The sequence below is a fragment of the Sorangium sp. So ce117 genome, assembly GCF_051524395.1.
Taxonomy (GTDB): domain Bacteria; phylum Myxococcota_A; class Polyangia; order Polyangiales; family Polyangiaceae; genus Sorangium; species Sorangium cellulosum_B.
Genome location: NZ_CP150309.1, coordinates 4,460,724 through 4,486,740, shown reverse-complemented (window position 1 = coordinate 4,486,740; position 26,017 = coordinate 4,460,724). Strand labels below are relative to the sequence as shown.

Genomic DNA, 26,017 nt, shown 5'->3' with positions numbered 1-26,017 from the left:
CGGAGGCGATGTCTCTCCGAGTTCGAGGAGACGTGCGCGATCATCCGGCCATGGCCACGTCGGCGGCGTACGCGTCGAGGCCGTGGCCGCGCAGCGTCGCCTCCACGAGCGCGATCGGCTCGGCGCAGGCCGGGTCGTCCGGCCCCTCCCCGTCGACGACCGCCGGCAGCGCGCGGGCAACGACGAGCCGCACGGCGCGATCGCGGAGCGCCAGCGAGAGCGGCAGCGCCCCGAGCAGGCGGTGGCCGTGCAAGGCCGCGCGGAGGGTGAAGCGCTCGCGGTCGCCGACGCGCGCGCGCACGGGCGAGAGGAGCAGCGCGGCGAGCAGGTCCGGCTCGGCCAGCGCCAGGGTCGCGTCCGCGATCCACTGCGTGGCCCTCCGGGCGAGGTCCCGTTCGCTCCGCCAGGCGGCGTCCTCGCGCGCCCGCCGCGCCGCGCGGCCGTGGAGCGCGGCGAGCCAGGGCGCAAGCGCCGCGGGATCCAGGGGATCGGGCCGCTCGAAGCGCGCGATTGCCCCCTCGACGAGGCCCTCGGCCTCGAGCGCGGCGGCGAGCGAGAAGAGGCCCGCGGCGACGTCGGGCGGGGGCGCAGCCGCGGCGAGGCGCCGCGACCAGGCGACCACCTCGGCGCGGGAGGCGGTCACGCCGGGCGCCACCTGCGCGCGCTCCGGCAGCCGGGCGACATCGATGCGCTCGTCCAGATCTCCCCGCGTGACGAGGCGCGGATCGAGCAGCGGCGCGCCGCCGGGGCGGCCCACGCTGGCCAGCACGCAGGCGCACTCCACGGCGACCGAGACGCGCACCGACTCGCCGTCGTCGATGAAGCTGGTCGGGAAAGTGCGGCACCCGAGCGGCTTGGCCTCGGGCCCGCCCTTCGCGTGGAGCGAGCAGCGCCCCTCGCCCTCGAGGTAAGCGCACCGGCCATCCCGCATCGCCACGACGGAGGCCGCGCACGGCCACGTCCCGCGCTCCGGCGTGAAGGCCCGCTCGTGGCGCGCGCCCCCGCTCAGCACGTCGGGGCGCAGCGCCCGCGCCCGCGCGGCCTCCTCGGGATCGAAGAGGATCGAGGCGTAGATGCGGCAGCAGCTCCCGCGGCCGTCGCAGTGCAGGCTGAAGTCGGGCAGCACCTCCAGCGGGCGCTCGCGGGGATCGCGCTCCCCCGGGTCGAGCGCGGGCGCCGCGGGCGCCGCGGGCGTCGCGGGCGTCGCGGTCGCCGTGGCCCCGGAGCGCGCCGCGTCGTCGCCGGCGTCGTCCGCTCCCAGCAGCCCCGCGGCGTGGAGCTCGGCGAAGAACGCCTGCGCCGCGGGCACACGCGCGTGTGCGCCCTCGCGGGCCGCCGCGATGACGATGCCCTCGACGTCGCGCGTCCCGTCGGCCGCGGAGAGCAGGACCCATTCCCGTGGGCCGAGCTGGAGCAGCTGCCCTGTGCGGACATCGTGGAGGATGACGCGTTCCTCCTCGCCGACCACGTGGCGCCGCGCGAGCACGTGGGCGGCGAGGCGAGGGCGCGCCGGCGGAGTGCTCGGGCTCACTCGAGGCACGCTATCCGACGCCGGCGGCAGCCCGCCACCGAAACGAGGCGCGGCGGCGCCGGCCATCGCCGCCGAGCTCCCGGGGCGGGCCGCCTCAGCCACGGCTGCGCCCTCAGCGCACGCACTTCACCCACGCGGCGGTGAAATAGTTCCACTTGCCGCTCTCTCCGGCGTTGAACCCGGTGAAGCCGTCGTCGAAGTTGAGCGCCCAGGCCGCCGCCGCGTTCCCCACGGCCGCGTGGGAGCTCCAGTACCAGTCGTTGCTGCGGGCGCCGTACTGCGTGTCGGGGAACATCGTGCGGTTGATCGACGGCGCCACCTGCGCCTCGTCGACGAGGGTCGCGAGCTCCCGGATGCTGGGCAAGCGCCACGTGTGGCCGTTGAGATCGAGCGTCGCGCAGTAGCTCTCCGCCTCGGCCCAGGCGAGCGTGGCCGGCGAATACCCCTGCTGCCAGACGAGGCCTGTGTACCTGTCCATCACCTCGCCGGGCGACGCGACGGCGTACTGGTCGGGAGGGGCCACGGCCGGGCTGCTCGGCGCCTCCCCCTCGCCGTTGCCTCGCACGCAGCGCAGGCTCGCCGCGGTCGCCTTGGAGTAGGCGTTGCTGACGATCCCGTCGCTCAGGTTGAAGGCCCAGGCATAGTCGCGCCCCGCGCCGGCGCCGGCCTGCCGGATGGTGAGGATCCAGTCGGACGACGTCTTGTGGAAGCCCCCGCGCGCCCCCGGGAAAGCGCCCCTGTCGATGGCCGGGCTCCGGGTGAAGTCGACGATCGACGTCATCTCGATGCGCGTGGGAAGGCGCCAGTCGGAGAAGCCGCCGAGCGTCAGGTCGTCGCAATAGCGGATCGCCTGCTCCCACGTGTACGCCTCGGAAGGAGGGTTCTGTTGCCATTCGAGGCATGTGAGGTCGTCGCGCACAACGCCGCCCCCCACATCGGTATAACTCGCGGGGTTGGGCAGGCCGCTGCCCGCCGGGTTGGGCATGGGCCAGCACGCCCACTTGTGCGTCCCGCAGGCCGCGGCCCTGCTGCATCGTTCGGGCGCTCCGCCCGCGCCGCCGCTGCCCGGACCACCGCCCTCCCCGGCCGCGCCGCCGTCCCCCGGCGCGCCGCCGCTCGCGGTGCTCTCCGCTCCGCCGTCCCCCGGCGCGCCGCCGCTCGCGGTGCTCTCCGCTCCGCCGACCCCGGCGCCCGTCTCCGAGGCTCCGCCTGTCGCGGGCGCGCCGCCCATCCCCCACCCGCCGCTCCCCGCGATCGCATCGCGGTCGCCGCCCTCCTGGCCGCACGCCGCGGCCGCGAGCACCACGCCGAGCGCGATCCCCGTCCGGGCGCGCGCCGCTGGGACGGCCATCACCCAGGTCGCGTCGACGACCCACCGCTTGCTTCGATTCACAGGCACCTCTGCGCACTCAAGCCAATGCCACAAGACAAATATGTTCGAACCGCACCAACCTATCACACGCTGCGCACAGCACCCGCCGATCGGAGTTGACACCGAAAATGTGAACGTTCACAGTGCATTCCTGCGGGTGTCCTTTGTCCTCCAGATCCATTCCGATGGTGGAGACCAAGGAGCGGGTCGGGCTCCAGGGACGCGGAGGGTAGACCCCTGCCACCGGGGGCGCACTGTGGGAAGAACGCGCCGCCAGCTTTGCGGCAGATCACGGGGACAACGGCCGGGTAAGGGCGACGCCGCGCGTGATGTCAACACGTTCTTGAATGTGAATCAGCAAGGAGACCAGCCGTGAAAGAGACGAAGTCCTGGCGCAAGGGTTGGGCGGTCGTGGCGCCCTTCGTGTTGGCGCTGCTCGCGATGACGGGGTGCAACGAGAAGAGCGAGGGGACGGGCGCCGCGCCTGCCGAGGGCGGCGGCGCGAAGCCGAAGATCGTCAAGCTCGCCTTCGTCACCAACAACGCGTCCGAGTTCTGGAAGATCGCCCAGGCGGGCGTCCGGAAATATGAGCAAGAGAGCAAGGTTCAAGTCGACGTGAAGATGCCGTCGAACGGCACCACGGAGGAGCAGAACCAGATCCTCGAGAACCTTTCGAGTCAGGGCTACGACGCCATCGCCGTGAGCGCCATCGCGCCGGCCGATCAGGTCCCGGTGCTCAACAAGGTGGCCGGGAAGAGCAAGCTCATCACGTTCGACTCGGACGCCCCGGCGTCGAGCCGCCTTCTCTACATCGGCACCAACAACCACGAGGCCGGCAAGGCGCTCGGCGCCCATATCGTGAAGCTCCTCCCGGAGGGCGGCAAGATGGCCGTGTTCGTCGGCACGCTCTCCGCGGACAACGCGAAGCAGCGCCTGCAAGGCATCCAGGACGCGATCGCCGGCAAGAACATCGAGATCGTCGACAAGCGGGAGGACAACACCGACCGCGCGAAGGCGCGCTCCAACGTGGAGGACATCATCAACGCGCACCCGGACCTGAAGCTCGTCGCAGGCCTGTGGTCTTACAACGGCCCCGCCATCGCGGCGGCCATCGAGGCGCTCGGGAAGAAGGGCAAGGTCCTCGCGGCGGTGTTCGACGAGGAAGAGGAGACGCTCACGGCCATCGAGAATGGCACGATCTCGGCCACGGTCGTCCAGAAGCCGTTTCAGTTCGGTTACCTGGCGAGCAAGTGGGCGCATGAGCTCTCGGTCAAGCCCGGCACGGCAGGGCAGATCCCGGCCAACAAGAGCATCGACACCGGCATCGACCTGATCGAAAAGAGCAACGTGGCGACCTTCAAGCAGCAGCTCGCCGAAATGAAGAAGTGAGCGTGACAGCGTCGGCTCCGGATCTGCTCGCGATGCGCGCGATCACCAAGCGGTTCGCCGGGGTGGTCGCGCTCCAGGGCGTCTCTCTCTCGCTGAAGCCGGGCGAGGTGCTCGCCCTCATGGGCGAGAACGGCGCCGGCAAGAGCACGCTCATGAAGATCCTCGGGGGCGCCCTGCAACCCGACGAAGGCGAGATCCGCATCGACGGGAAGAACGTCGCCATCGAGAGCGTGCGCGCCGCCAAGCGCCTCGGCATCGCGCTCATCCATCAGGAGCTGATGCTGGCGCCGAACCTGGACATCGCGGCCAACATCTTCCTCGGCAACGAAGGCGGCGCGACAGGGCTGCTCCTCCGTCCGCTGCCGAAGGGCGACATGGCCGCCCGCGCCAGTGAGCTGCTCCTGCGCGTGGGCTTGCGGCTCCCGCCCTCGACCCCGGTGTCCGCGTTGACCGCCGGTCAGATGCAGATGGTCGAGATCGCCAAGGCGCTCGCCCTGAGCGCGCGCATCCTCATCATGGACGAGCCGACTTCGTCGCTCACGAGCGGTGAGTCCGAGCATCTCTTCGGGATCATCCGCAAGCTCCGGGCGGACGGCATCGGCATCGTCTACATCTCGCACCGCATGGAAGAGGTCATGACGCTGGCCGACCGCGTGACGGTCCTGCGCGACGGCCGCCACGTCGGGGACCTCACGCGCGCGGGAGCGACGCGCGAACGGATCGTCTCCATGATGGTGGGCCGCGAGCTCAGCGCGCACTACTTCCCGGAGAAACGGCCCCGTACATCGACCGAGCCCGTGCTGGTGGTCGAAGGGCTCGTCGTGCCCGGCGCGCCCGCGCAGATCTCTTTTTCGGCCGGACGCGGGGAGATCCTCGGCTTCGCCGGCCTTGTCGGCTCGGGCCGCACGGAGCTCATGCAGACGATCTTCGGGGTCACGCCGGCGCTCGGGGGACGCATGACGCTCGAAGGCAAGGAGTTTGCTCCTCGAAAACCCAGGGACGCCATCGACCGCGGCGTCTACCTGGCGCCGGAGGATCGCAAGCGCCACGGCCTCGTGCTGCCGCTCAGCGTCGCGGAGAACACCTCCCTGCCCGACATCGGCAACTACAGCCGCTGGGGCTTCCTGAACAGGGAGACGGAGCGCCAGGTCGCCGAATCGGAGGTGGAGCGCTTGAGGACGAAGACGCCCGGCATCCGTCAGCCCGTCGTGAACCTCTCCGGCGGAAACCAGCAGAAGGTGGTGCTCGGGAAATGGCTGGCCATGAACCCGCGCGTGCTCATCCTGGACGAGCCGACGCGGGGCATCGACGTCGGCGCCAAGGCCGAGATCTACCGCCACATGACCGCCCTCGCGGATGAAGGCATCACGATCTTGATGGTCAGCTCGGACATGGAAGAGATCATCGGAATGAGCGATCGCGTCGCCGTCATGCACGAGCGACGCATCAAGGGCGTGCTGCCGCGGGAACGGCTCAGCCAGGAGCGGATCGCGACCTTGATGACGGGGCACGCCGACAAGGAGGATCTGTCGTGAGGCGCGAGCTCGGGATGACCATCGCGCTCGTCGTGATGTGTCTGGGCCTCTACATCTCGAACCCGGATTTTCTCGGGCAGTCGAACTCGATCAACACCCTGCGGCAGATCTCGATGCTCGGGATCTTCGCGATCGGCATCGGGTTCGTCATCATCGCCGGCGGCATCGATCTGTCGATCGGGTCCGTGATCGGCCTGACGGGCGTCCTCATCGCCAAGCTCTCGTCGAGCCAGCTCGGCGGCCTGGGTTACCCGTTGTGGATCGGCATTCCGGTGGCGCTCGGCGTGGCGCTGCTGATCGGCCTCGGCCAGGGCCTGTTGATCACGCGGCTCAAGCTGCAGCCGTTCATCGTCACGCTCGGCGGCATGCTGTTCTTGCGCGGCGTCTCGCAGACCATCGCCGGCGGGGGCACGCTGAGCCTCGGTGGCTCGCCGCTGCTCGCCCTCGCGAACGGCGGGCTGCTCAAGAGCGGGAGCGACGCGCTCGTCCCGTATCCGCTGCTGATGTTCCTCGCCGTGGGCGGCGTGGCGGCCTACGCGCTGCACTTCACGGTGTTCGGTCGTTACGTTTACGCGATCGGCGGCAACCGCGACGCGGCCGAGTACTCCGGCATCAACGTGAGGCGGGTGGAGACGTCGACCTATGTGATCTCGGCGGGCCTCGGCGGCGTGGCTGGCGTCTGCTACGCGTCGTACATCGGGCAGATGTCGCAGCAGGTCGGCATCGCGTACGAGATGTACGCGATCGCCGCGGCCGTGCTCGGCGGCTGCTCGCTTCGCGGGGGTGAAGGCACGGTGCTTGGCATCATCATCGGCTCCGCGGTGATGCGCGTCATCGACAACGGCATCAACATGTTTCAGCTGCCGTACGAGGACGCCGACCGCATCCAGCGCATCTGGCGCCTGGACCCGAACTGGACCTTCATCATCATCGGCTCCGTGATCCTCGTCGCCGTGATCCTCGACCAGATCGTGCACATCGTGCAGACGAAACGGCGCATCCGGCATGCCTCCGCGGGCGCCGCCGAGGCGGCGCCGAGCCTGCAGGCGGCCGCGGCGGTCAGCGCAGCGGAGCCGCCCGCCGCGAGAGCGCCCGATCGCGAAGGCGTCTGAGCTTTCCGGCGACGGGGGACGAACCGCCAGATCGCCAGGAGCACGCCGCCCTGACCCTCAGAGAAGTCGTTGCCTCCTCAGCCCGGCGGTCCGGGCTGAGCGGCGTCGGAGCTTAAGACCCCTGTCGCCCGCACCGTCTCGGCGCCATGACGGGTCCATGTCAGTGCACTCGAAGAAGACGTCTATCGGCCTGTCCGGCAACAGCAGGCCGAAGAACAAGAACAAGCGACATCACTGGAAGCGCTACCGCGGCCAGGGCAAGTCACACCACGGGTGATCGCGTCATGGCGAGGTGAGCCGGCGAGCATAACCCGCCGCCCGACCCACGAGCGCGGCGGCCGCGACCACGCCGCGCGCCCGCAGCGTATCCCGGGGCGAACGCGCCTCCGGCGGCGCCACGAATGCCTCCAGCCAGGCCTCGGCCGGCGGCCGCGCCAGCACCCCGCCGAGGTCGAAGAGCGAGAGATCCGAGACCCCGGCCCCCTCCGCGGCGGCCACGTCCTCGCGGAGCTCGGCGACCGAGCGGTAGACAGGCTCGTCGCCGAGCGCGCCCTTGCCCACGGCGCCCAGCGAGGCGCCCGCCTTCGGACCGAACCGCCGGGCGGCGGCGCGGCACCCCCAGGCGAGCAGCGCGAGCGCGTCCTCCCGGCCGAGCGCGCCGCGCGAATACCCCTCGAACAGCGACGTGTACAGCATCGCGCCGACGCGCCCCCACGGCGGCGCGGACACGGGCGTCCCGAGCAGCTGCTCCCAGCCGCGCGCCGGCCCGTCCGCCAGGACGAGCGGCACGATCGCGGCCGAGGTCGCCACCCCGCGCGCGTGCACCGCGCCCGCCAGCTCGGCGTACGCGCGCTGCGCCTCGTCCCACCGCGGGGCTCCCCGCGGCCCACCGCCGAGCAGATCGAGCGCGCCGCGCCCCCCCGCGAGCGCCCGCCGCACCGCCTCGATCGGCGGCTCGAGATCGAACACGACCTCCGCCGCGGCCAGGCGCCGCGCGTCGAGCGCGTCCAGCAGCCGCGCGACGAACGCGTCGAACGCCGCCGCATTGCCGGCGCTCGCCCAGCGCCCGTCCTCGTCCGCGATCATCGGCCACACAGCGACCGCCACCCCCGCGTCCGCGCACGCCGCCGCGAGATCCGGCAGCCCCGCCGCGGTCGCCGGCCGCACCGCGATCGAGAGCTCCAGCGCATACCGCCGTAGCAGCGCGAGCGTCCCGGGCGCCCGCACCACCTCGAGCGGCAGCAGCTCGCTCCAGATCCGGCGGCGGGGCGTCATGCCCGCCGCCCGCGCCGCGGCGCCGCCTGCGCTCGGTCGCCGCACGCGCCGCCCGCGCCGCGGCGCCGCGGTTTCCTTCCGAACGCCCCAGAGCCCCCGCTACACTCGCGCGTCATGAAGATCCTCTATGGCGTCGTCGGCGAAGGGATGGGGCACGCCATGCGCTCGCGCGTGGTGATCGAACACCTGCTCGCGCAGGGACACGAGCTCGAGATCATGGCGTCGGGCAGGGCGACCGACTTCCTGTCCAAGCGCTTCGCGGGGGTGAACCGCATCCACGGGCTCCACATGATCTACGAGGAGAACCGGGTGCGTCGCGGCAAGACGCTCTGGTCCAACGTGCTCTCCGGCGCGACGGGCACGCCGAAGAACATCGCCGCGTACTTCGAGCTCATCAAGGACTTTCGCCCCGAGCTCACCATCAGCGACTTCGAGTCGTGGACGTACCTCTACGCCAAGCTCCACCGGCTGCCGATCCTCTCGGTCGACAACATGCAGATCATCAACCGGTGCACCCACGACGCGGAGATCCTCGCCGGCCACGAGGCGGGTTTCCAGCTCACGCGCGCGTTCGTGAAGAGCAAGCTGCCGTTCTGCAACCATTACGTCATCGCCACGTTCTTCCGCCCGCCGGTCCGCAAGCAGGAGACGACGCTGGTGCCGCCGATCCTCCGCCCCGAGATCATCGCCGCGAACCGCCGCCCCGGGGAGCACCTGCTCGTCTACCAGACCGCCGAGGGGAACGACGCGCTCTCGGCGACGCTCGCGAAGACCGGGCTCGAGTGCCGCATCTACGGGATGCGCCGGAACATCACGGAGGAGCAGGTCGAGGGCAACCTCCGCTACCGCCCCTTCAGCGAGGAGGGCTTCATCGACGACCTCGCGTCGTGCCGCGCCGTCATCGCCGGCGGCGGGTTCACGCTGATGGGGGAGGCGGTCTACCTGCGCAAGCCGATGCTCGCCGTCCCCCTCGGCCGCCAGTTCGAGCAGGTGCTCAACGCCCGCTACCTCGAGCGCGAGGGCTTCGGCCGCGGCGCCGATTCGCTGGACGAACCGGCCGTCGTCGCGGATTTCGTGAAGGCCATCCCGGCCTGTGAAGAGAAGCTCGCGGGCTACTCCCAGGACGGCAACCGGAAGCTGTTCGAGGTGATGGACGGCCTGCTCGATCGCGCGCACGCCGGCGTGCTCTGAGCGCGGCGGCCGGCGCGCCGCGCTCGGCCAGGCGCCCTCCCCTACTTCGGCCTGCAGCCCTTGAGGTCCGAGCCGGAGACGCCGTTGCACTCCTGGTCCGCGGGGCAGTCCGTCTGCTCGACGCACGTCTTCAGGCACTCGAGCGCCGCGCTGTCGTCGGGCTTGCCGCAGACCGCCCCGCTCTCACACTCGCCGTCCGCGCCCGCTTCGTCGCATGCCTCGCCGAGCGCCGCCTCGCCGCCACAGCCCCACGCGAGCAGCGCGCCGACGAAGAGCCCCGTCCCGATCCACCTGGTTCGCATGCATGACCTCCCTTGTCTTCAGCCCACCTGCAGGCGGCAGAGGCGCGGCGGCGCCGCTCACGTGATGACGCGGCGCGCGCTCGGCCCCCTCCGCACGCAGCCCGATGCTACCGCGCGCTGCGGCTCTTGACGCCCTGGCGCTGGCTCCACGACGCCGATGCCGTCTCCTCGATCCGGATGAGCACGGCGGTGATGTTGTCGCGGCCACCGTTCTCGTTGGCGCAGTCGATGAGCTTGCCGCACGCGTCGGCGAGCACGGCGTTGTCCTCGACGATGCGCGCGATCTCGCGATCGTCCACGAGCCCGTGGAGGCCGTCGGAGCAGAGGAGGAACACGTCGCCGGCCTCGACGCGCTCCGCGCGCAGGTCGATGTCGACGCTGGGGCCGATGCCGAGCGCCCGGGTGATGACGTTGCGGGGCAGGTAGGCGAGGTCGCGCTCGGTGAGGTCGGGCCGCTCGAGGAGCGCCTCCGCGATGAGCGAGTGGTCGCGGGTCAGCTGCGAGATATCGCCGTTGCGGAGGAGGTAGCAGCGGCTGTCGCCGGCGTGGGCGACGTAGAACTTCCGCTCCCGCGGCGAGAACGCCGCGGCGACGACCGTGGTCCCCATCCCGCGGTAGAACCGCGAGTCGTCGGCGTGCGCGAAGATGCGCGCGTTCGCGTACGTCACGGCGGCGCGCAGCCTGTCGCCGGTCGACGCCTTGCGCCGCTTGCCGTTCGCCTCGCGGAAGTAGCCGGCGATGGCGCTCGCGGCGATGCGGCTCGCGACCTCGCCGGCCTCGTGCCCGCCCATGCCATCCGCGACGACGTAGACGTTGAACTCGGGGAGGAGGATGTATCGGTCCTCGTTGTGGACCCGCTCCCTGCCGACGTCGGATAGACCTGCCGCGGTGGCGCGCATTCGCCCCGAGTCTAGACGACGCTTGGCCCCCCAGGGAACTGGGTTAATCTCGCCGCCATGTCCGACCTCGTGATCGACAACCCGTATACCCTCGAGGAAGCCGTCCGCCGGCCTCTTGCAGACGAGGCCGCCGTCGACCGGCTCCTCGACACGGCGACCGCCGCCGCGCGGCGCTTCTCGCGCACATCCATCGCCGAGCGCGCCGCCCTGTGCCAGCGCGCGGTCGAGCACATCGAGGCCAACACCCCGTCGATCGCCGCCGACATCACCCGCATGATGGGCAAGCCCCTGCGCCAATCCCGCAATGAAGTCGCGGGGATGGCCAAGCGAGCCCGGCACATGATCGCGATCGCCGAGGGCGCGCTCGCCGATGTGATCCTGCCGGAGCTCCCCGGGCTCGAGCGGCGGATCGTGCGCGCTCCGCTCGGTGTGGTCTTCAATCTCCCCGCCTGGAATTATCCGCTCCTCACCGCCGTGAACGTGGTCATCCCCGCGGTGCTCTCGGGCAATGTGGTGCTGCTCAAGCACTCGCCGCGCTCGCCGCTCTGCGGAGAGCACTTCGCGACGGCGTTCGCGGAGGCCGGCGCGCCGCCCGGCCTCGTCCAGGCCTTCCACTGCGACCACGCCACGTCCGAGCGCATCGCGTCGGACCCGCGGGTCAACTTCGTCGGTTTCACCGGTTCCGTCGAAGGCGGACGCCGGATCTATGCGGCCACATCGAAGAAGGTGGCCGTCGACGCTGGCCTGGAGCTCGGCGGGAAGGACGGCGCCTACGTCGCGGCCGACGCGGACCTGGAGAAGGCGGTGGACGGGATCGTCGACGGCGCCTGTTACAACGCCGGACAGAGCTGCTGCGCTGTCGAGCGCGCGTATGTTCACCGCGACCTCTATCCGAAGTTCGTGGAGGCCGCGCTGGAGCTGATGAAGCGTTACGTCCTCGGCGATCCGACCGACGAGCGGACGAACCTGGGTCCGATGGCGCAGCCTCACGCGCCGGCGTTCCTGGAGGCGCAGGTGAAGCAAGCGCTCTCCCGGGGCGCGAAGGCGCTCTGCGGCGGTCGGGCGACCCAGGTCGACGGCCGCGGCCGCTTCTTCGAGCCGACGCTCCTCGTGGACACGGCGCCCGATCTCGACGTGATGCGCATCGAGTCGTTCGGGCCGGTGCTGCCCATCGTGCCGGTCTCGTCCGACGAGGAGGCGCTCGCGCTGATGAACGACAGCGATCTCGGGCTCACCGCGTCCGTCTGGACGCGCGACCGCGAGCGCGCCGCGCGGCTCGCGCGCGAGCTCGACGTCGGCACGGTCTTCATGAACCAGTGTGACACCCTGGATCCGGCGCTCCCGTGGACGGGCGCGAAGAACAGCGGCAAGGGCGCGACGCTCTCGACGCTCGGGTTCCTGCACCTGACGCGGCCGAAATCGATCAACTTCAAGATCGGCTGAACTCCCGGGCGCGCGGCGCTAACACCGCGCCTCGCGCAGCCCGCGAGCAGATGAGCTCGAATGAGTCTGCTTGCGCCGGGGGCGAAGTGCGGTATCCCGAGGCGATGGAAATTCAAGAGATCTATCGCGGGCGCCTCATCGATCACGTTCAGCTCGTCGTGGCCGACCTGGCGGCAAGCAAGAAGTTCTATCGGGCCGTCTTCGAAGCGATCGGGATCCCGATGGCAGGCGAGGGCGACGATTACTTCTGGGCCGACGAGCTCTTCATCTCGAGCGTGGACTCGCCGGCCGCGGCCGGCGTGACCACCGGTCGGACGCACCTCGCCTTCCAGGCGAGCGACCGCGCGACGGTCGATCGGTTCCACGCCGCCGCGGTCGCCGCGGGCGGCAAGGACAACGGCGCTCCGGGCAAGCGCCCGTACCACCCCGGCTACTACGCGGCGTTCGTGCTCGACCCGGATGGGAACAACATCGAGGTCGTCCACCACGGCCAGGCGAACAGGTCGGCGGACGCGGTAAAGATCACGTTCTGATCGCGAAGATGTCGCGAGAGCGTCGAAGAACCGACAGAGAATCGATTGAATTGGCACGGGCGCCAGCGCATCACCGCTGCTCCTCCCGCGCTTCTTTCCCTTCTCCCCCTCTCGGCGCCTGCTGGTCTCTCCTTAGACGGACTGCCCCGCTGGCGCACCGTCGATGCAGACTCGCTTCCTGGCGACGGGCCTCGGCGCGACGTCGTTCAGGACCACCCCGAGGATGCGACGATCGCCGAGCTGCTCGGCGGCCCTCGTCAGCGACGACGCCCGGGTCAGCGAGGCGCGCGCGACGAGGACGATGCCGTCGGAGGCGTCCTCGATGACGTTGGCGTCGCCCGAGCCAAGGACCGGAGGGCCGTCGATGACGACGTAATCGTGGTAGCGCCGCAGCGTGCGCATCGCGGCCTCGAAGTGGACCGAGTGGAGCGCCGCGGGGTAGCTCGCCTCGAGCGAGGGCTCCGCGAGCACCGAGAGCGACTGGCTGACGGCGATGACGCCCAGCGGGCGGATCTCGCCCGCCATCCGCCGCCGGAGCTGATCCGAGAAGCTCGCGTGCGCGGGCAGCCGCAGGCCGAGCGTCGCCGCGACGCGGGGGCACGCGAGGTGGCCGTCGACGAGCAGCACCCGGGCGCGCTCGGCCTCGGCGAGCGTCATCGCCAGGCGGACCGCCAGCGCGGTCTTGCCCTCGGCCCGGCCGGGGCTCACCACCGCGACCGCGAGCGGCTCGCCCGCCCGCCGCTGATCGAGCCGGTGCCGCAGGACCCGGAGCGCCGCGAGCGCGGGCGCGGGCGCCCCCCGGAGCAGCTCGAACACGCCGTGCCCCTCGGGATCGAGGTCCGCGCCGATGATCTCCACCTCGGGCCCATCGAACGCGGGGCCGCCGGCGCGCGCGAACGAGCGGACGCCCATGCAGGCGAGCGGCGCCTCGGGCGCGCTCCAGGACGACCGGTCGACCACCTCGCAGTCGCCGAGATCGAGGCCGTCCCGGAGCGTGTCCTCCGGTGCGGCGCCGGCCGGGGCGGCGCCGGCCGGAGCGGCCTCTTCCGCCGCGCCGGATGGCTCTGCGCCATGCCCGCGCCCGCCGGGCGGCTCCGTGCCGGGCCCAGCCGCGCCAGGCGGGTCTGCGCCATGCCCGCGCCCGCCGGGCGGCTCCGTGCCGCGCTTCGGCTCGACGGGCGGCTCCGCGTAGTACGCGGGCACGATCGTGCGCTCGCGGAGCGGCGGGCGCGCCGGGAGCTCCGGCATCGCGGCCAGCAGGGCGGGGCCGCCGAGCGCGTGGATGTCGCCGCTGTCGTAGAGCGTGTCGTTGAGCAGCACCCGGGCCCCGGCGACGCCGAGCGCGAAGAAGAACGTCACCGCGGCGCCCGCGAAGAAGACGCGGCCCCGCCCCCGGTCAGGGCGGCTCGGCAGGTAGGCCTGGTCGAGGACGTCGAGCTCGGTCTCGCTCTTGTTCTCGGCGGCGTCCGCGGACAGGTCCGCGGCCCGCTCGTTGGCCTGAACGGTCTTCAGGTACTCGCGCGCCCGCTCCAGATCGAGGCGGAGCCGGTGCCACTCGGTCTCGAGCTCGATCACGCGCTCCTCGGCGCCCCCGTCGGCCGCCCACGACGGCGCGCGCGGCGCCTCGCCCCTGGCCGCGCTCTCCGCCGGCGCGCGCGGCGCCTCGCCCCCCGCCACCATCCTGCCGCCTCCGGCGCGCGCGCGCAGCCCCGCGATCTGCCGGAGGAGCGCGGTCCGCTCCGCCGCGAGCGCCGCGCGCCGCGACGGGGTGAGCGCGCGCGCCTCGCCGGCCGGCGCCTCGGTGACGCCCGCGCGCACGAGCCCGAGCGCGCTCTCGGCCGCGGTGAGCTGGCCCTTCGCCGCCTCGACGCGGCGCTTCGCGGCGACGGCGTCCGGGTGGATCGGGGTCACGGTCGTGAGCTTCTCGGCGAGCGCCGCCTCGGCCGCCGCGACCGCGGCGACGGCGGCGGAGCGGGCCCGCTGCGCCTCGACGACGCTCTGGGGCAGCGGCTGCCCCGGCGCCGCCGCTGGCGATCGCCCGGCCCCGAGCAGCGCCTCGACCCGCGCGAGCTGCCGCTCGAGCGCCGCGAGCTGCGGGTCGACCGGGCGGACAGGCTGCGCTGACAACAGAGCGCGCGCTCCGGCCGCGGGCGCGGGGGCGCCGGGCGAGCCGAGCTGCTGGGGCGCCGGTGCATAGGGAGAGTCGTTGAGCCCCCACTGGAACTGCGGGTTCCTGGCGAGGAACGTCGCCAGCGCGCGGCTCGCCGCCTCGACCTTGGAGCTGGCCTCGGCGAGCTCCTTCCGCAGGAAATCGCGGGTCATCGTCGCCGTGCCGAGGCTGTCGCGGCGGTAGTCGTCGAGCAGGATCTGCGTGAGGCGGGCGGCGACCTGCTGCGCCACGTGCGGATCGTCGTGGGTGAACGAGACGACGTACGTATCGCTGCTCTGCGCGCGGAAGCCGACGTGGGTCTTCATCTCCTCGACGGCCTCGACCATCGAGCGGGCGGTCTTCTCCGGGTAGAGCCCGAACGCCTCGACGACGCCGGCGAGCGTCCCGCGCGCCGTGAGCGCGTCCTTCAGCTTCGACCCGAGGCGCGCCGCGCGCGCGGTGCCGCTCTGGGGATCGCGGCCGGTCTGGATGGTGTCGCGGTAGAGGATCGTGGCCTCGCTCCGCCACGCCCGCTTCGTGGCGAGCGCCAGGGCGAAGGAGATCGCGAGTCCGACGGCCAGCATCGCGGCCGCTCCGCGCCAGTACATCCGGACCCGGCCGAGGACGCTGATCGCGCGATCCAGGCGCTCCCGGGGTGTGCTCTCCGTGCTCAGGCTGGCCATGGTGTTCCTCGCCCCGCGGGCAGCGCGTCCGGCGCCGCGCGGCGCGGAGGGCGCGCGCGGCGGCGCTCCGCCCCCGCACGGCAAGGCGCGTGCTCACGGGCGCGTCACCCCGGGACGCACCCGCCAGGGGGGACGCGGCTCGGGTGAGCGAGGGCGGGCGGCGCCGTGGACACTCCACTTGCGGCGAGCGCTGACTCCTTGACGGACAGCTACAGGGAGACGGGCGCTCCTCATCGGCACGGACCTCCGCCCGCGGCTACCGCTCCTGAGCCTCCGCGTAGGTGATCCCCTGCTCCAGGGTCCTGCATGTGACGACCCCGTGGAACTCGGCGCCGAGCGTCACGAGGGTCATCGCGACCTCGGGCCGGATCCCGGTGAGCACCACCCGCGCCCCGAGCAACCGCGCCGCATGGGCGGCTTGGACGAGCCCGGAGGCCACCAGGGTGTCGACCACGGGGACCCCCGTGATGTCGAGGATGGCGCTGTGCGCGCTGTGCACAGAGATGCCCTTCAGCAGGACGTCGATCACGCGCACCACGCGCTGCGAGTCCATCGATCCGACGAGCGGCATCACCAGGACCCTGCGGCGGACGGGTATGAGCGGCGTGGAGATCTCCGCGATGGCGTTCGCCTGCACCCGGATGAGCTCTTCTTGGAATCGGCTCCGCTCCTCCTCTGCCCGACGCCTCTCCTCCTCAGCAAGCTTGCGCTCCCTGATGTCGCGCGTGGTGCCGATGAAGAGCCTCTCCGCGCCGAAGGCCATCTCGGCGACGCTAACCTCCACCGGAAACTCGCCCCCGTCCCGATGCCGGCAGAGCATCTCGCGGCGATTGACGGGCAGATCCAAGAAGCCCAGCGGCTGGCACTTCAGCTGGGACGCGTCTTTCGCGTCGCCGCCAGGCGCGGGCGCGCTGGACGTGACCAGGAACGTGGAGACGTCCCGGCGAGCCACCTCTCGCTCCCCGAACCCAAAGAGGAGCTCGGCGGCCGGATTGAGGTATTTGATGGCGCCATGCTGGTCAAAGGTGAACACCGCGTCCACCATGTTGTCGATGACGCTCCGGAGCCGAAGCTCGCTCTCCTGCAGCGCGGACATCTGCCGCATTGTCTGGCGCTTCAATCTGCCGACCATCAGCGCCGTCGCCGGCAGGGTGATGGCCCACACGATGACGCGCTGGAGGTTCTCGTCCGTGTAATGAAACGGCTGACCGGAAATCGAGAAGAACAGCGCGATATAGAGCCAGCTGAACGTCGCGCTGATCAACCCGGGGATGATCCCTCCGACATAAGCCGAGTAGACGAGCGCGAGGACCAGAATAGCCGGCGGGTTGGGTATTCCCAGCAAAGCCTTCTTCGCCAGCATGACGGCGAGAACGACGAGAAATGTGAACAGCGGACCGCAGCTCAGCGGCCACAGTCGTTTGAGCGAAGACATCCCCATGATCATTGCGAACCGCGTCCCCCACGAGGCTGCGCTAGATGGCCATCGTGCACGGCGCCGTCTTCCAGTGTCAAGGTAAAAGTCGGCGAACACGGGAGCGACGAAGGCGTGGTCTCGTCGCAATGAGCCCGCAGGCTGGCTGTGGACCGAAAGCGGCCCTTTCAATGCTGCAGGCTGTGGAGAAGGCGGTCCCGCAGCTGGTGCTTGACGCTTCCGAAGCGCTTGGACCTCTTTCTCCCTGGAGCTGCCGCCCCTTCATGCGCTCGCGGGGCCCGGGTTCGTGAAGCGCGCCGCCGCGTCCTCCGCGCCCAGGTGCGTGAGGTGTGGTGGCCGAGGGGCGCCGGTTGGGTCCGTGTTGGCCCACACCGGAAGAGGATCCGGCGGAGGAGCGAGCCGGAATTATTGAAATCGTTTGTGTTTCTGCTTCGTGCTTCCCAGCACGAGAAAAAAAACGGGCTCTCCGGCAGAATCTGTGGGCGCAGGGGCCGGTCAAGAGCATAGCGACCAGGGGTCCACTGACCGCGAAGCTGCGCGACGGTCATACCCGCCGCGCCGTGCCTCACCTGCTGGGCAAGCGCGGTTGCATGTGCAGCCTTGAAGATATCCGCTCCATCGGCGTCGACGAGCTCGCTTGGAATGTGCGCCGCGACGAGGCCCGTGCTCTTCGCAAGACTGGGAAGCATACCGCGCTCACAACGACACGCTGGATCCTCCTCAAGCACCGTGCGAACCTTGCGCCGAAGCGGCGTGCTCGCCTTCGAGAGCTGGTCCGAATCAATCTCGCCACAGTCTGTGCTTACCTGTTGAAGGAGCAGCTCCAGCATTCCTGTAAATACGTCCTTTTCTGCTCTGAATGCGGCGCCCGCGGCAGCCGGACCGTGGCATTGAGGACCTAATGGCGATCGGACACCACCTGCGGCAGACCCAGATCTGGACACCCGGTCCAGGGGCGGGCGATGCCTCCACCCGGCCACCTACACGCTCGCCGGCACCTCGCCGGACTTTCGCAGGCGCGCCTGAATCGAGCGGGCGGACTTCTCGGGGTAGAGCCTGAACCTCGCGCCCGTCGGGGGAGGTGGGCTCGCCAGCGCGGCGAGCCCTGGTCCTCGTCACAGCCGCTGCGAGTAGTACTCGATGATCAGCTGAACCGCGATGGGGAACGGGATGCTCGTCTCGTCCGGCAGCGCGGCCACGCGCGCCTGGCGCGCGTCCTTGTCGACAGCGAGCCACGTGGGGGCTTCCATGTCCGTCCTCGCGAGGCCCTCCACGACGGTCCGGTGGTCACGGCGCTTCTCGCTCACGCTCACCGTCTCTCCGGTGGTGACGCGGTAGGACGGGATATCGACGCGCTTTCCGTCGATGAGCACGTGCCCGTGCGCCACCAGCTGCCGCGCGGCCGGGATGGTGCGCGCGAACCCCGCGCGGAAGATGACGTTGTCGAGCCGCCGCTCGAGCAGCTCGATGAGCTTCGTCCCGGCGGCGAGATCGCTCCTGCGCGCCTCGAGCATGAGCGTCTTCAGCTGCGTGTCGGTGAGGCCATAGTTGAGCCTGACCTTCTGCTTCTCGCGGAGCCGCAGGGCGAACTCGCTGAGCTTCTTGCGGGCCTGTCCGTGCTGCCCGGGGGGGTAAGGCCTCCGCTCCGTCTTCCTGGCCGACAGCCCGGGGAGCTCGACCCCGAGCGCGCGCATGACCTTGACGCGAGGTCCGGTGTAACGGCTCATGCCCGGGCCCTCCCCAGGGACGCGCGCGCGTCGCGATGGTGGAGCGCGGCGCCGCAGGGCGCCGGTGCGTCAACGTAGTCCTGGATGTTCATCGAGCGTCTCTGTCCTTGTTCAAGGGTCTTGCTGTTGTTTGTCATCGAGGGTGCCATCGAGGGCTCACACGCGCCGGAGGTGGCGGAGGATCGGGAACTGCGCTTTGCGAAAGAAGCGCGCGAGTCCATTCGTGGTCCGGATGCGGGCGCCGAGCGGCTCGGGATAGTCGTTATCGCCCAGGACGCGAAGCCATGGAAACGTCTCGACGACGCCTCCCTCTCGGTGGAGCTCGACGTGACGCGCGCCCCTCGCCGCGGTGGGACGGAGCTGGAGGCACGGGCTCGCGTCGAGCAGGAGCTCCACGTCCTTGGCGAGGCGCAGGGAGACCTGGGTCAAGAAGGCGCCGATCCGCTCGGGGCCGAGATGGGAGAAGAGGCCGAGGCCGAGGATCAACGTGGGCCAGTCCTGCGCGTCGGCGAGCTGATCGATCCAGTGATCGCAGCCGGGGGACGCCGTGGCCAGCGCATACCGTGACGTCTGCGGGGCGCGCCGGGACTTCCACGCGACCACGCGGGGAACGTCGATGTCGATCCAGTGGAGCTGCCCGTTGTCGACGCGCGAGAACCGGGTGCACGGCCCGGAGAAGAGCCCGATGGCCAGCCCGTCCGGGTGACGGCGGAAGAAGTCGCCCACGACATCGTCGACCAGCCGCGTGCGAGTCGCGAGGGGGCGGAGCTCCTGTTCCGTGAAGCCGGCGCGCTCGACCTCGAGCACGCGGGCGAGCTGACGCGCTTCCTCGTCGTGGAGCCCGAGGTCGGGAAACGCGTCGGAGGCGTACGCGCACGCGGCGACTCCCGCGAGCTCGCGTCGAGCAAACGAAGGGGCAGCGTCGATACTGAAAATCATTTTCACTTTCATTACAGGGACGTGCGTCCTGTGTCAAGCAGCGAACAGCCGGCGAACAGCCTCGACCCCACCCAGGTTGAGCCCGCGCGACCCCACCCAGGTTGAGCCCGCGGAACCCACCCAGGTTGAGCCCGCGGACCCCACCCAGGTTGAGCCTGCGACCCCACCCGCCCCGCCTCTTGACAGCCGACAGTCGAGAGCTATCTTTTAGATATATCTTTTAGAATATCGACCCGGCCGCCACAGGGCAGCCGGGCCGTGGAGCCGGGGTGGTCTGCGCACGAGCGCGCGGCAGCTGAGTGTTCGCCGCCGTGGCGGTCCACCGCCGAGCCAGAGAGGGATTTTGTCTATGTTCTGGGGATACGAACACCATCACTGCGCAGGCCCGCGAGGGCCGAGGGGGGGTCCGTTCGGGAGGGGTCGGCCCGGCATGGGTGGCGGCCCGCCGGGCTGGTGGGGCGACTGGTTTGGAGGGCCGCCGCTCCGCGCCGATCGCGGCGGCGTGCGCTACCTCGTGCTCGACGTGCTCGCCGAGCGAGCTCGCCATGGCTACGAGGTCATCCAGGCGATCGAGCAGCGCAGCGGCGACACCTACCGGCCGAGCCCCGGCGTCATCTATCCGACGCTGCAGATGCTCGAGGAGCTCGGCCACGCGCGCGTCATCGAGGCCGAGGGGCGCAAGATCTACGAGATCACCGACGCGGGGCGCGAGGACCTCAAGGCGAACCGCGAGTACGTCGACGAGTTCTACGAGCGCTTCGTCGAGACCTCGTGGGAGCGCTTCGCCGAGGATTTCGGCGACGTCATGAAGCGCATCGGCTCGCTCATGAAGATGCTGCGCCACGCGATGCGCCGGGGGCGCATCACGCCGGCCGTGCTCGCGCGCACCGTGAAGGTGCTCGACAAGGCGGCGGCCGAGATCGAGGAGCTGCTCGCCGAAGATCCGGAGGGGCGCGCCGGCCGGCGCCCGTGATCCTCGCCGCCGTGAATCAGGGCGCGACGCGCTCAGGCACGCTCTCGAAGCAGAACACCCGCCAGGCGTGTGGCTGGCCAGGACGCACGAGCTCCGTCACAGCGCCGCTCGTGAACTCCGCGACGACGCCGCGCCAGAACGCCAGAGCGCCCCGGTTCCCCTCGGCGACGCGCACGGTCCACTTCCCGGGAAGGCCGTTCCATAGGAGGCACGCCGCCTGGCGGCCCACGCCAGAGCGGCGATAGCGGCGAAGGACGAAGAACTCGGCCACATCGAGGGCGTCCGGGTCCTCCACCGCCGGCGAACCGCGCGTCGCCAGGACAAACCCCGCGACGCGCCCGCCGCATCGAATGAGGAACGCGAGCCGCCGCTCCCGCTCCGACCAGTAGAGAGGGAGCTTGGGGTAGCCGAAGCGCCCGTCCTGCCCCAGCTCGATAGCGGGGAACACATCGCTGAGGTCGTGAATGTACAGCTCGAGAAGATTGGACAGGATCACCGCATCCGCCGGCGTCGCCGCGTCCAGAGAGACCGTCTGCGCATCTGCCATATCCAGCTCTCCCATCCTCCAGCGCGCGCTCGGGCGCTCCTCAACGGCGCGCAGCGCCTCGTGGCACGCGTCGATTCACGACAACAGGCACCTTCGCTCGCCAGTCGCGCGCCGCGCGACGCGGCCTGGGCCCCGCGGCTCAGCCGAGAAAGCCGCGCGCGCGGGCGATCGCCTCGATCGCCGGCCTCCGCCGCTCCAGCTCCTCGACGTCCTTGACGGGAAGGAACCGGGCCGCGAGGCCCTCGCGCGGGACGCGAACGAACCGGGCCGGCAGCCCGAACGTGACCTCGTTCAGGATGCGCTCGAACTGGATCGCCTTGCGGTCGTCCACCTTCTTCTCGACCTCCACATAGATCCAGTCCAGCGCGAGCGCGTTGAGCGCCTCGGCGCTCGCCAGGAAGGTGTTTGTGTTGAAGACGGGCACGACCTTCGGATCGAACCCGACCGGCAGCCGGAAGTCCTCTGCCATCACCGGTCGGCCGTTCCACCGCAGCGGCCCGCCGCCCTTGTCGCCGCCCTTGTCGACCACCTCGACGGAGAGCGGCCCGCCGTGGCCGAGGTGCCAGCCCAGGAGGACCGGATCGACGGTCGCGCCGAGGTTGTCGAGGTTCGCGATCCAGACGATCTTCCCGCCGCGGGCGATGAAGCGGCCGAGGAGGCCGCTCTCGCGGAGGGCATCCGGGAGATCGCCGTGACCGGTGGCGTAGACGCTCGGCTCGCCCGCCTCGTCCAGGAACAGCCCGCCTTCCGGGGTAAGGCGCAGCGAGACGTGCTGCTCGAACGTGGCGCACAGATCGCCCGGCTCGTCGAGGCGCGGGCCGAGCGCCTCGCGGATCGGCCCGTTCGTCGCCTCGCTGGTCATCAGCCACAGCGGGACCGGGACCCCCGTAGTGCGCCGGAGGTGATCGCTCTCGGCGAGGCGCAGATCGAGGAAGGTCCGACCGGGCAGCACCTCGACGAGCGCCTTGACCACGCCGCCCATCCGGGTGGCCATCCCGCCGGCGAGGACGCAGAGGGCGACCTCGCCCCGGCGCAGCGCGGCCAGGCCCGCCTCGCGGCAGCGGGCGTGCTCGGGCGTGCCCTCGGCGGGCAGGTCGCCGACATCGCCAGGCGCGGGCGGCTCGACAGTGCCCTGGAGGCGGTTGCGGGCGTCCCGGTCCTTGCCGATGGACGCGGCCCACCGGGCGACGCGATCGGGGTCGAACCCGCGAGCCCGGAGGCGAGCGAGGAGAGGGCCAGGGAGCGCGGCGATCTGCTGGGTGAGGGAAGACACGGTATCCTCAAAAGACCACGAGGCGATGCGCGAGGCAACGGCGTCGTGCAACCGTGACGCCATGCAGAATGGGCGCGCCTCCTGCTTGAGAGGCATCTCGCGCCTGCGCACACACCCGAGATCCGGATCGCGCTGAATGCGTCGTACGTGGCTCCCTGATGCCGCGTCGCTCGCCTGAAGATGGCCAGTTCCATTCCGAGAATGGCCCCTCTCCAGGAAATCACGCTGACCCGGGAGCCCCCGGTCCGGCTTCCGTCAGCGGCCGGTCGACTCCAGGAACAGCTCCTCCACCGCCGCCGCGGTCGCCGCGCGCTGGAGCCAGCGTCCCAGGACGTCCACCGTCCGTCTCGCGGAGGATCCGGCCCCGCGCCTCCTCGCTCGCCGGGACGCCGCGCGCGTTCAGCACCATCAGGATCGCCGCCGACAGCTGCCCCACCGCCTGCTCTGCCCGCGCCTGCTCCTGCTCGATGCGAGCCTCGGCGGCCTCGATCATCCCCTCCAGCTTGCCCACCAGCTCGCTGGCGGTGACCAGCTCAGCGGTATCCGCGTAAAAGCGGAGACGCCCCGCCTCCACCGCCAGATCCAGATCGAGGACCTCCGATCGGTACCGCCCGGCGCGCGAGGGGATGCTCTCGTAGCGCCGCACGCCGGTGGGCGGTAAGCGGTGAGCTTTGAGGTGTCCGCGCGGGATGTCGTAGATGAAGTACTCGCGGATCCCGAGGGTCGCGTAGCGCACGACGTTGTCGACGAAGTCCTTGCGCCAGTTGCCGGCGTAGTGCACCTCGATCGCGAGATCGATCCCCTTGCCCTCGGCGCTGACCATCCAGCAGAGGCGCGGGGTGGGATCGACGTCGGTCACCGCGATCACGTCGGGCGTGAAGCCCTTCTCGCCCGGATAGTGGGCCTTCATGTCGGCGCCGACATAAACGCGCCGCCCGCGCCGGCCGAACCAGGCGCGGAGCGCGTCGCGGGCTTCCACCTTGGCGTCGAAGTGCGGGTCCCCGTCGGCCATGGCCAGGCGCTCGTCGATCTCCTCCTGGGACATGGAGTCGACGAGCGCCGCGATCGCCTGCTGGCGCTGAGCGGGCGACATCGCGGCCCACTCGGCCTCCGTCGGGGCGCGCGGCGCCTCGGCCGGGATCGGCGCCGCGGCGGGGTCGACAGGCTTGCGGATGGGAGCCGACATCCCGCCCAGCATACCACCATTCCAGGGCGCTCCCGTCGGACGACCTGCCAGGCCGCGCCGCCGCCGTCCCGGAGCGCCCGGCGCTCGCGGGCGCGCTCACCCGAGGAACCGGAGCAGGACGTTGAGCAGCACGAGCACCAGGGACATCCCGCCGCACACGAGCGCGACCTCCCTCCCGGACACGCGCACCACGACGCGGCTGTCCTCGGCCCGCGCGGCGCCGTAGAGCGCGGCGGAGGCGCCGAACACCATGTAGAGAATGTCCTTGTAGGCCCACGAGAGGAAGAAGATGCCGATCAGCGCGCCGCACAGGCTCACGAAGATCGCCGGCGCGAACCGCCTCGCCATGGGGCCGACATCGACGTCGCCCAGCCAGATCGACAGCGGCACCTTGATCGACGCGTACAGGACGAGCGCGAACAGGCACATCCCGAGCAAGCCCGTCTCGGCCGCGGCGAGGAGATACGAGTTGTGGGCCGTCAAGCCGAGCGACGACTCGTCGCCGAACTGCCCTGCGCCGACGCCGATCCCCTTCGTCCGGCGGATCATCTCGAACGCTTCCCGGAGCAGCTCGACGCGCTCGCCCGAGCTCTCGCTCGCCTCATCGCCGCTCCGGCCCCCGAGCAGGAGCATGGGCGGCCCGACGAAGCAGGCGGCGATGACGCCGAGGGTCCCGCTCCGCCGGATGAAGCTGATGCCGAGGACCGCCAGGTACACGATGACGCCCGAGCGCGAGCGCGACAGGACGACCATCGCGCCGATCGCCGCGATGACGGCCGTCACGGGGAGCGCGCGGAGCCCCCCGGCCACGCGCGAGATCAGCCGATCCGTGAGCAGGACGGGCAGCGTCAGCGCGCGGCGCGCCCCGCAGGCCCGCGCGGGCCCTGGCGCAGCGCCGCCGGGCGGCGCGCCAGCCGACGAGGGTGAGCCCCCGCGGACGGACCTGCGCGGCCGGCGCGGGCCGAAGCGCCGCTCGGCGAGCGCGATCGCGAGCGGGATCGACATTCCGGCCATCAGCGAGAGCTCGTTGGGATCGGCGAGCGAGCCGCGGTAGCGGACGCGGCCATCGATGGTCGACGTGCCAAGCGGCCCGGGGCGCTCGCACCGGTAGTTGCCGTCGGGCACGGGCGCCTCGATGCGGCAGTCGACGTTGGTCTCGCAGGGGCGCCCATCCGGCTCGAGCTCGCCCTTGCCTTCCCAGTCATCGGGAGCCGCGATCATGCAGCCGTAGGGCTGGAACGCCTGCACGATCGCGACCACGGTCGTGAGGACGGCGCAGCCGACGAGCGTGATCGCGAGCGCCCGCAGCCCTCGCGGCGAGGCGGCGGCGACGGCGACGGCGACGAAGATGCCCGCGACGGTCGCGAGCTGCATTCCGCGCTCCTCGAGCGCGGTCGGGCGCTTCAGCGCGGTGGTCAGCGCTGCCCAGGCGAGGAACGCGAGCGCATAGACGACCTGAGGCGCGAGCGTCGGTTTGAGCCGCCGCCACACGACGTCGAGGGCGACGCAGAGCAGGGTGATCCCGAACGCCGCGTGCACGAGCGGAATCCCCGAGAGCGCGGGGATGAACTCCTGCGGCTTGATGATGACGAGCGCGCACAGCGCGCACACGACCCACGCTGCCATGGTGTGGCGCGCCGTTCGCGTGGCGCGCGCCGCGCACGGGCGGCCCGCGCCGCGCCCTCGTGACGGCCGCGCCGAGGCGCCCTGCGCGGGCGCGATGAGGCGCGGCGCGCATTCCCCCCTTCCGCGCGACGGATCTAGCACCGCGGGCCCGAGCGGCACGCGAGAAGAGCGCCAGTGCGCGCGCGAGGAGCAGGCGCGGAGCGCGGCGGCGGGATCGGCGCTTGCTGGAGCGCCATCGCATCAAGGAGGCTGGAAACCGCATGTGCTCCCGCTGTGTCCGGATTGCCCTGCTCTGCTCCGCGCTCACGGTCCTCATGGCGCTCCCGGGCTGCGGCGCGCGCGCGCGCGCACCACGCGTCGATTTCGATGCGGAGCGCCGCGCGACGAGCGCCTATGCGGTCGGCCCCGGCGACGTGCTGGAGGTGCGCGCCTGGAAGAACGAGGCGCTGAGCCAGCGCGTCACGGTGCGACCCGACGGGTTCATCACGATCCCGCTCGTCGGCGACGTCCTGGCGTCGGGGCGCACCGTCATGGGCGTCGCCGAGGACATCGCGACGCAGGCCGCCAAGTTCTATCATGAGAAGCCGGTCGTCAGCGTCGAGGTGGCAGAGCTCCACAGCTACCGGGTCTACGTGATGGGCGAGGTGTCGCGTCCTGGCGAGTTCACGCCGAGGGCGCAGATCACCGTGCTCCAGGCGCTCGCCCTCGCGGGCGGATTCACGCGCTTCGCCGATCCCGACGAGGTGGTGATCGTCCGGCGCGACGCGATCGGCGAGCGCAGGATTCCGTTCGCCTTCGATGAGGTCGTCGGGAAAGGCGATCTCCGCGGAGATCTGCCGCTGCAAACAAACGATACGGTGGTGGTGCCGTAGGAAGGCCCGCATCAGCGACACGTCG

At 71.1% G+C, this 26,017-nt stretch carries 22 protein-coding genes; 9 read left to right on the top strand and 13 right to left on the bottom strand.

All coding sequences use genetic code 11. The features are described 5' to 3' along the window. Nucleotides 1-40: 40 nt before the first annotated feature. Together WMF46_RS16775 and WMF46_RS16770 are read right to left on the bottom strand one after the other, a co-directional pair. Nucleotides 41-1,531 (bottom strand): YkgJ family cysteine cluster protein, encoded by a 1,491-nt coding sequence (locus WMF46_RS16775; RefSeq protein WP_437986526.1) that lies wholly within the window; start codon nucleotides 1,529-1,531, stop codon nucleotides 41-43. A gap of 112 nt (nucleotides 1,532-1,643) precedes the next feature. Continuing rightward, entirely contained in the window at nucleotides 1,644-2,924 is a 1,281-nt protein-coding gene (locus WMF46_RS16770; RefSeq protein ID WP_437986525.1) for a DUF1566 domain-containing protein, read from the bottom strand. 351 nt (nucleotides 2,925-3,275) lie between these two features. On the opposite strand from WMF46_RS16770, the gene WMF46_RS16765 reads away from it, so the two are divergent. From WMF46_RS16765 to WMF46_RS16755, 3 genes are read left to right on the top strand one after another with little or no spacing between them, the layout of a single operon-like run. Beyond that, a complete protein-coding gene (locus WMF46_RS16765; RefSeq protein WP_437986524.1) occupies nucleotides 3,276-4,292 on the top strand; it encodes a sugar-binding protein in 1,017 nt (338 codons plus the stop codon). 32 nt (nucleotides 4,293-4,324) lie between these two features. Further along, nucleotides 4,325-5,827 carry a sugar ABC transporter ATP-binding protein gene (locus tag WMF46_RS16760; protein WP_437987901.1) on the top strand — a complete coding sequence of 501 codons (1,503 nt, stop codon included), beginning with the start codon at nucleotides 4,325-4,327 and terminating at the stop codon, nucleotides 5,825-5,827. Further along, nucleotides 5,824-6,939: an ABC transporter permease gene (locus WMF46_RS16755; RefSeq protein ID WP_437986523.1), complete on the top strand. Its 1,116-nt coding sequence runs from the start codon at nucleotides 5,824-5,826 to the stop codon at nucleotides 6,937-6,939. The genes WMF46_RS16760 and WMF46_RS16755 overlap by 4 nt, the downstream gene beginning before the upstream one ends. Nucleotides 6,940-7,221: 282 nt before the next feature. Here the strand turns inward: WMF46_RS16755 and WMF46_RS16750 are convergent, their stop codons facing one another. Continuing rightward, complete coding sequence (locus WMF46_RS16750; RefSeq protein WP_437986522.1) at nucleotides 7,222-8,214, bottom strand: hypothetical protein; 993 nt, start codon at nucleotides 8,212-8,214, stop codon at nucleotides 7,222-7,224. A gap of 114 nt (nucleotides 8,215-8,328) precedes the next feature. Between WMF46_RS16750 and WMF46_RS16745 the strand changes: the two genes are divergently transcribed. Beyond that, nucleotides 8,329-9,405 (top strand): glycosyltransferase family protein, encoded by a 1,077-nt coding sequence (locus tag WMF46_RS16745; protein WP_437986521.1) that lies wholly within the window; start codon nucleotides 8,329-8,331, stop codon nucleotides 9,403-9,405. Nucleotides 9,406-9,446: 41 nt separating this feature from the next. On the opposite strand, the gene WMF46_RS16740 is transcribed toward WMF46_RS16745, so the two are convergent. Together WMF46_RS16740 and WMF46_RS16735 are read right to left on the bottom strand one after the other, a co-directional pair. Further along, entirely contained in the window at nucleotides 9,447-9,707 is a 261-nt protein-coding gene (locus WMF46_RS16740) for a hypothetical protein (protein WP_437986520.1), read from the bottom strand. 107 nt (nucleotides 9,708-9,814) lie between these two features. Beyond that, nucleotides 9,815-10,606 carry a Stp1/IreP family PP2C-type Ser/Thr phosphatase gene (locus WMF46_RS16735; RefSeq protein WP_437909473.1) on the bottom strand — a complete coding sequence of 264 codons (792 nt, stop codon included), beginning with the start codon at nucleotides 10,604-10,606 and terminating at the stop codon, nucleotides 9,815-9,817. 57 nt (nucleotides 10,607-10,663) lie between these two features. Between WMF46_RS16735 and WMF46_RS16730 the strand changes: the two genes are divergently transcribed. Both WMF46_RS16730 and WMF46_RS16725 read left to right on the top strand, forming a co-directional pair. After that, nucleotides 10,664-12,049, top strand: a complete 1,386-nt coding sequence (locus WMF46_RS16730; protein ID WP_437986519.1) for an aldehyde dehydrogenase family protein — start codon at nucleotides 10,664-10,666, stop codon at nucleotides 12,047-12,049. Between the two features lie 104 nt (nucleotides 12,050-12,153). Beyond that, complete coding sequence (locus WMF46_RS16725; RefSeq protein WP_437986518.1) at nucleotides 12,154-12,582, top strand: VOC family protein; 429 nt, start codon at nucleotides 12,154-12,156, stop codon at nucleotides 12,580-12,582. A 132-nt stretch (nucleotides 12,583-12,714) separates the two neighbouring features. On the opposite strand, the gene WMF46_RS16720 is transcribed toward WMF46_RS16725, so the two are convergent. Beyond that, nucleotides 12,715-15,414 carry a hypothetical protein gene (locus WMF46_RS16720; RefSeq protein WP_437986517.1) on the bottom strand — a complete coding sequence of 900 codons (2,700 nt, stop codon included), beginning with the start codon at nucleotides 15,412-15,414 and terminating at the stop codon, nucleotides 12,715-12,717. Nucleotides 15,415-15,670: 256 nt separating this feature from the next. Next, a complete protein-coding gene (locus WMF46_RS16715) occupies nucleotides 15,671-16,948 on the bottom strand; it encodes a PAS domain S-box protein (RefSeq protein ID WP_437986516.1) in 1,278 nt (425 codons plus the stop codon). Between the two features lie 491 nt (nucleotides 16,949-17,439). Here WMF46_RS16715 and WMF46_RS16710 point away from each other — a divergent pair, with 491 nt between their 5' ends. Further along, nucleotides 17,440-17,751 carry a transposase gene (locus WMF46_RS16710; RefSeq protein WP_437987900.1) on the top strand — a complete coding sequence of 104 codons (312 nt, stop codon included), beginning with the start codon at nucleotides 17,440-17,442 and terminating at the stop codon, nucleotides 17,749-17,751. Between the two features lie 213 nt (nucleotides 17,752-17,964). Here the strand turns inward: WMF46_RS16710 and rpsD are convergent, their stop codons facing one another. Then, nucleotides 17,965-18,576 (bottom strand): 30S ribosomal protein S4, encoded by a 612-nt coding sequence (gene rpsD, locus WMF46_RS16705; RefSeq protein ID WP_437986515.1) that lies wholly within the window; start codon nucleotides 18,574-18,576, stop codon nucleotides 17,965-17,967. 156 nt (nucleotides 18,577-18,732) lie between these two features. Continuing rightward, nucleotides 18,733-19,515, bottom strand: coding sequence for a class I SAM-dependent methyltransferase (locus WMF46_RS16700; protein WP_437986514.1), 783 nt, complete (start codon nucleotides 19,513-19,515; stop codon nucleotides 18,733-18,735). Nucleotides 19,516-19,945: 430 nt separating this feature from the next. Here WMF46_RS16700 and WMF46_RS16695 point away from each other — a divergent pair, with 430 nt between their 5' ends. Further along, nucleotides 19,946-20,488, top strand: a complete 543-nt coding sequence (locus WMF46_RS16695; RefSeq protein ID WP_231864867.1) for a PadR family transcriptional regulator — start codon at nucleotides 19,946-19,948, stop codon at nucleotides 20,486-20,488. A 16-nt stretch (nucleotides 20,489-20,504) separates the two neighbouring features. Here the strand turns inward: WMF46_RS16695 and WMF46_RS16690 are convergent, their stop codons facing one another. From WMF46_RS16690 to WMF46_RS16675, 4 genes are all read right to left on the bottom strand, one after another. Further along, nucleotides 20,505-21,035, bottom strand: coding sequence for a GNAT family N-acetyltransferase (locus WMF46_RS16690; protein WP_437986513.1), 531 nt, complete (start codon nucleotides 21,033-21,035; stop codon nucleotides 20,505-20,507). 139 nt (nucleotides 21,036-21,174) lie between these two features. Continuing rightward, nucleotides 21,175-22,308: a UTP--glucose-1-phosphate uridylyltransferase gene (locus WMF46_RS16685; RefSeq protein WP_437986512.1), complete on the bottom strand. Its 1,134-nt coding sequence runs from the start codon at nucleotides 22,306-22,308 to the stop codon at nucleotides 21,175-21,177. A 220-nt stretch (nucleotides 22,309-22,528) separates the two neighbouring features. Beyond that, nucleotides 22,529-23,494 (bottom strand): Uma2 family endonuclease, encoded by a 966-nt coding sequence (locus tag WMF46_RS16680; protein WP_437986511.1) that lies wholly within the window; start codon nucleotides 23,492-23,494, stop codon nucleotides 22,529-22,531. A 96-nt stretch (nucleotides 23,495-23,590) separates the two neighbouring features. Beyond that, the gene (locus tag WMF46_RS16675) at nucleotides 23,591-25,120 is read right to left on the bottom strand and encodes an O-antigen ligase family protein (RefSeq protein ID WP_437986510.1); all 1,530 of its coding nucleotides are present in this window, start codon (nucleotides 25,118-25,120) and stop codon (nucleotides 23,591-23,593) included. 260 nt (nucleotides 25,121-25,380) lie between these two features. Between WMF46_RS16675 and WMF46_RS16670 the strand changes: the two genes are divergently transcribed. After that, entirely contained in the window at nucleotides 25,381-25,992 is a 612-nt protein-coding gene (locus WMF46_RS16670) for a polysaccharide biosynthesis/export family protein (protein WP_437986509.1), read from the top strand. The last annotated feature ends 25 nt before the right edge of the window (nucleotides 25,993-26,017 follow it).

Excerpts from the sequence above, each read along its gene's own strand:
- WMF46_RS16760 (WP_437987901.1), top strand. The coding sequence starts at position 4,325 with ATGCGCGCGATCACCAAGCGGTTCGCCGGGGTGGTCGCGCTCCAGGGC.
- WMF46_RS16750 (WP_437986522.1), bottom strand. The coding sequence starts at position 8,214 with ATGACGCCCCGCCGCCGGATCTGGAGCGAGCTGCTGCCGCTCGAGGTG.
- WMF46_RS16745 (WP_437986521.1), top strand. The coding sequence starts at position 8,329 with ATGAAGATCCTCTATGGCGTCGTCGGCGAAGGGATGGGGCACGCCATG.
- WMF46_RS16740 (WP_437986520.1), bottom strand. The coding sequence starts at position 9,707 with ATGCGAACCAGGTGGATCGGGACGGGGCTCTTCGTCGGCGCGCTGCTC.
- WMF46_RS16735 (WP_437909473.1), bottom strand. The coding sequence starts at position 10,606 with ATGCGCGCCACCGCGGCAGGTCTATCCGACGTCGGCAGGGAGCGGGTC.
- WMF46_RS16730 (WP_437986519.1), top strand. The coding sequence starts at position 10,664 with ATGTCCGACCTCGTGATCGACAACCCGTATACCCTCGAGGAAGCCGTC.
- WMF46_RS16725 (WP_437986518.1), top strand. The coding sequence starts at position 12,154 with ATGGAAATTCAAGAGATCTATCGCGGGCGCCTCATCGATCACGTTCAG.
- WMF46_RS16720 (WP_437986517.1), bottom strand. The coding sequence starts at position 15,414 with ATGGCCAGCCTGAGCACGGAGAGCACACCCCGGGAGCGCCTGGATCGC.
- WMF46_RS16710 (WP_437987900.1), top strand. The coding sequence starts at position 17,440 with ATGTGCAGCCTTGAAGATATCCGCTCCATCGGCGTCGACGAGCTCGCT.
- rpsD (WP_437986515.1), bottom strand. The coding sequence starts at position 18,576 with ATGAGCCGTTACACCGGACCTCGCGTCAAGGTCATGCGCGCGCTCGGG.
- WMF46_RS16700 (WP_437986514.1), bottom strand. The coding sequence starts at position 19,515 with ATGATTTTCAGTATCGACGCTGCCCCTTCGTTTGCTCGACGCGAGCTC.
- WMF46_RS16695 (WP_231864867.1), top strand. The coding sequence starts at position 19,946 with ATGGGTGGCGGCCCGCCGGGCTGGTGGGGCGACTGGTTTGGAGGGCCG.
- WMF46_RS16690 (WP_437986513.1), bottom strand. The coding sequence starts at position 21,035 with ATGGCAGATGCGCAGACGGTCTCTCTGGACGCGGCGACGCCGGCGGAT.
- WMF46_RS16680 (WP_437986511.1), bottom strand. The coding sequence starts at position 23,494 with ATGTCGGCTCCCATCCGCAAGCCTGTCGACCCCGCCGCGGCGCCGATC.
- WMF46_RS16675 (WP_437986510.1), bottom strand. The coding sequence starts at position 25,120 with ATGGCAGCGTGGGTCGTGTGCGCGCTGTGCGCGCTCGTCATCATCAAG.
- WMF46_RS16670 (WP_437986509.1), top strand. The coding sequence starts at position 25,381 with ATGTGCTCCCGCTGTGTCCGGATTGCCCTGCTCTGCTCCGCGCTCACG.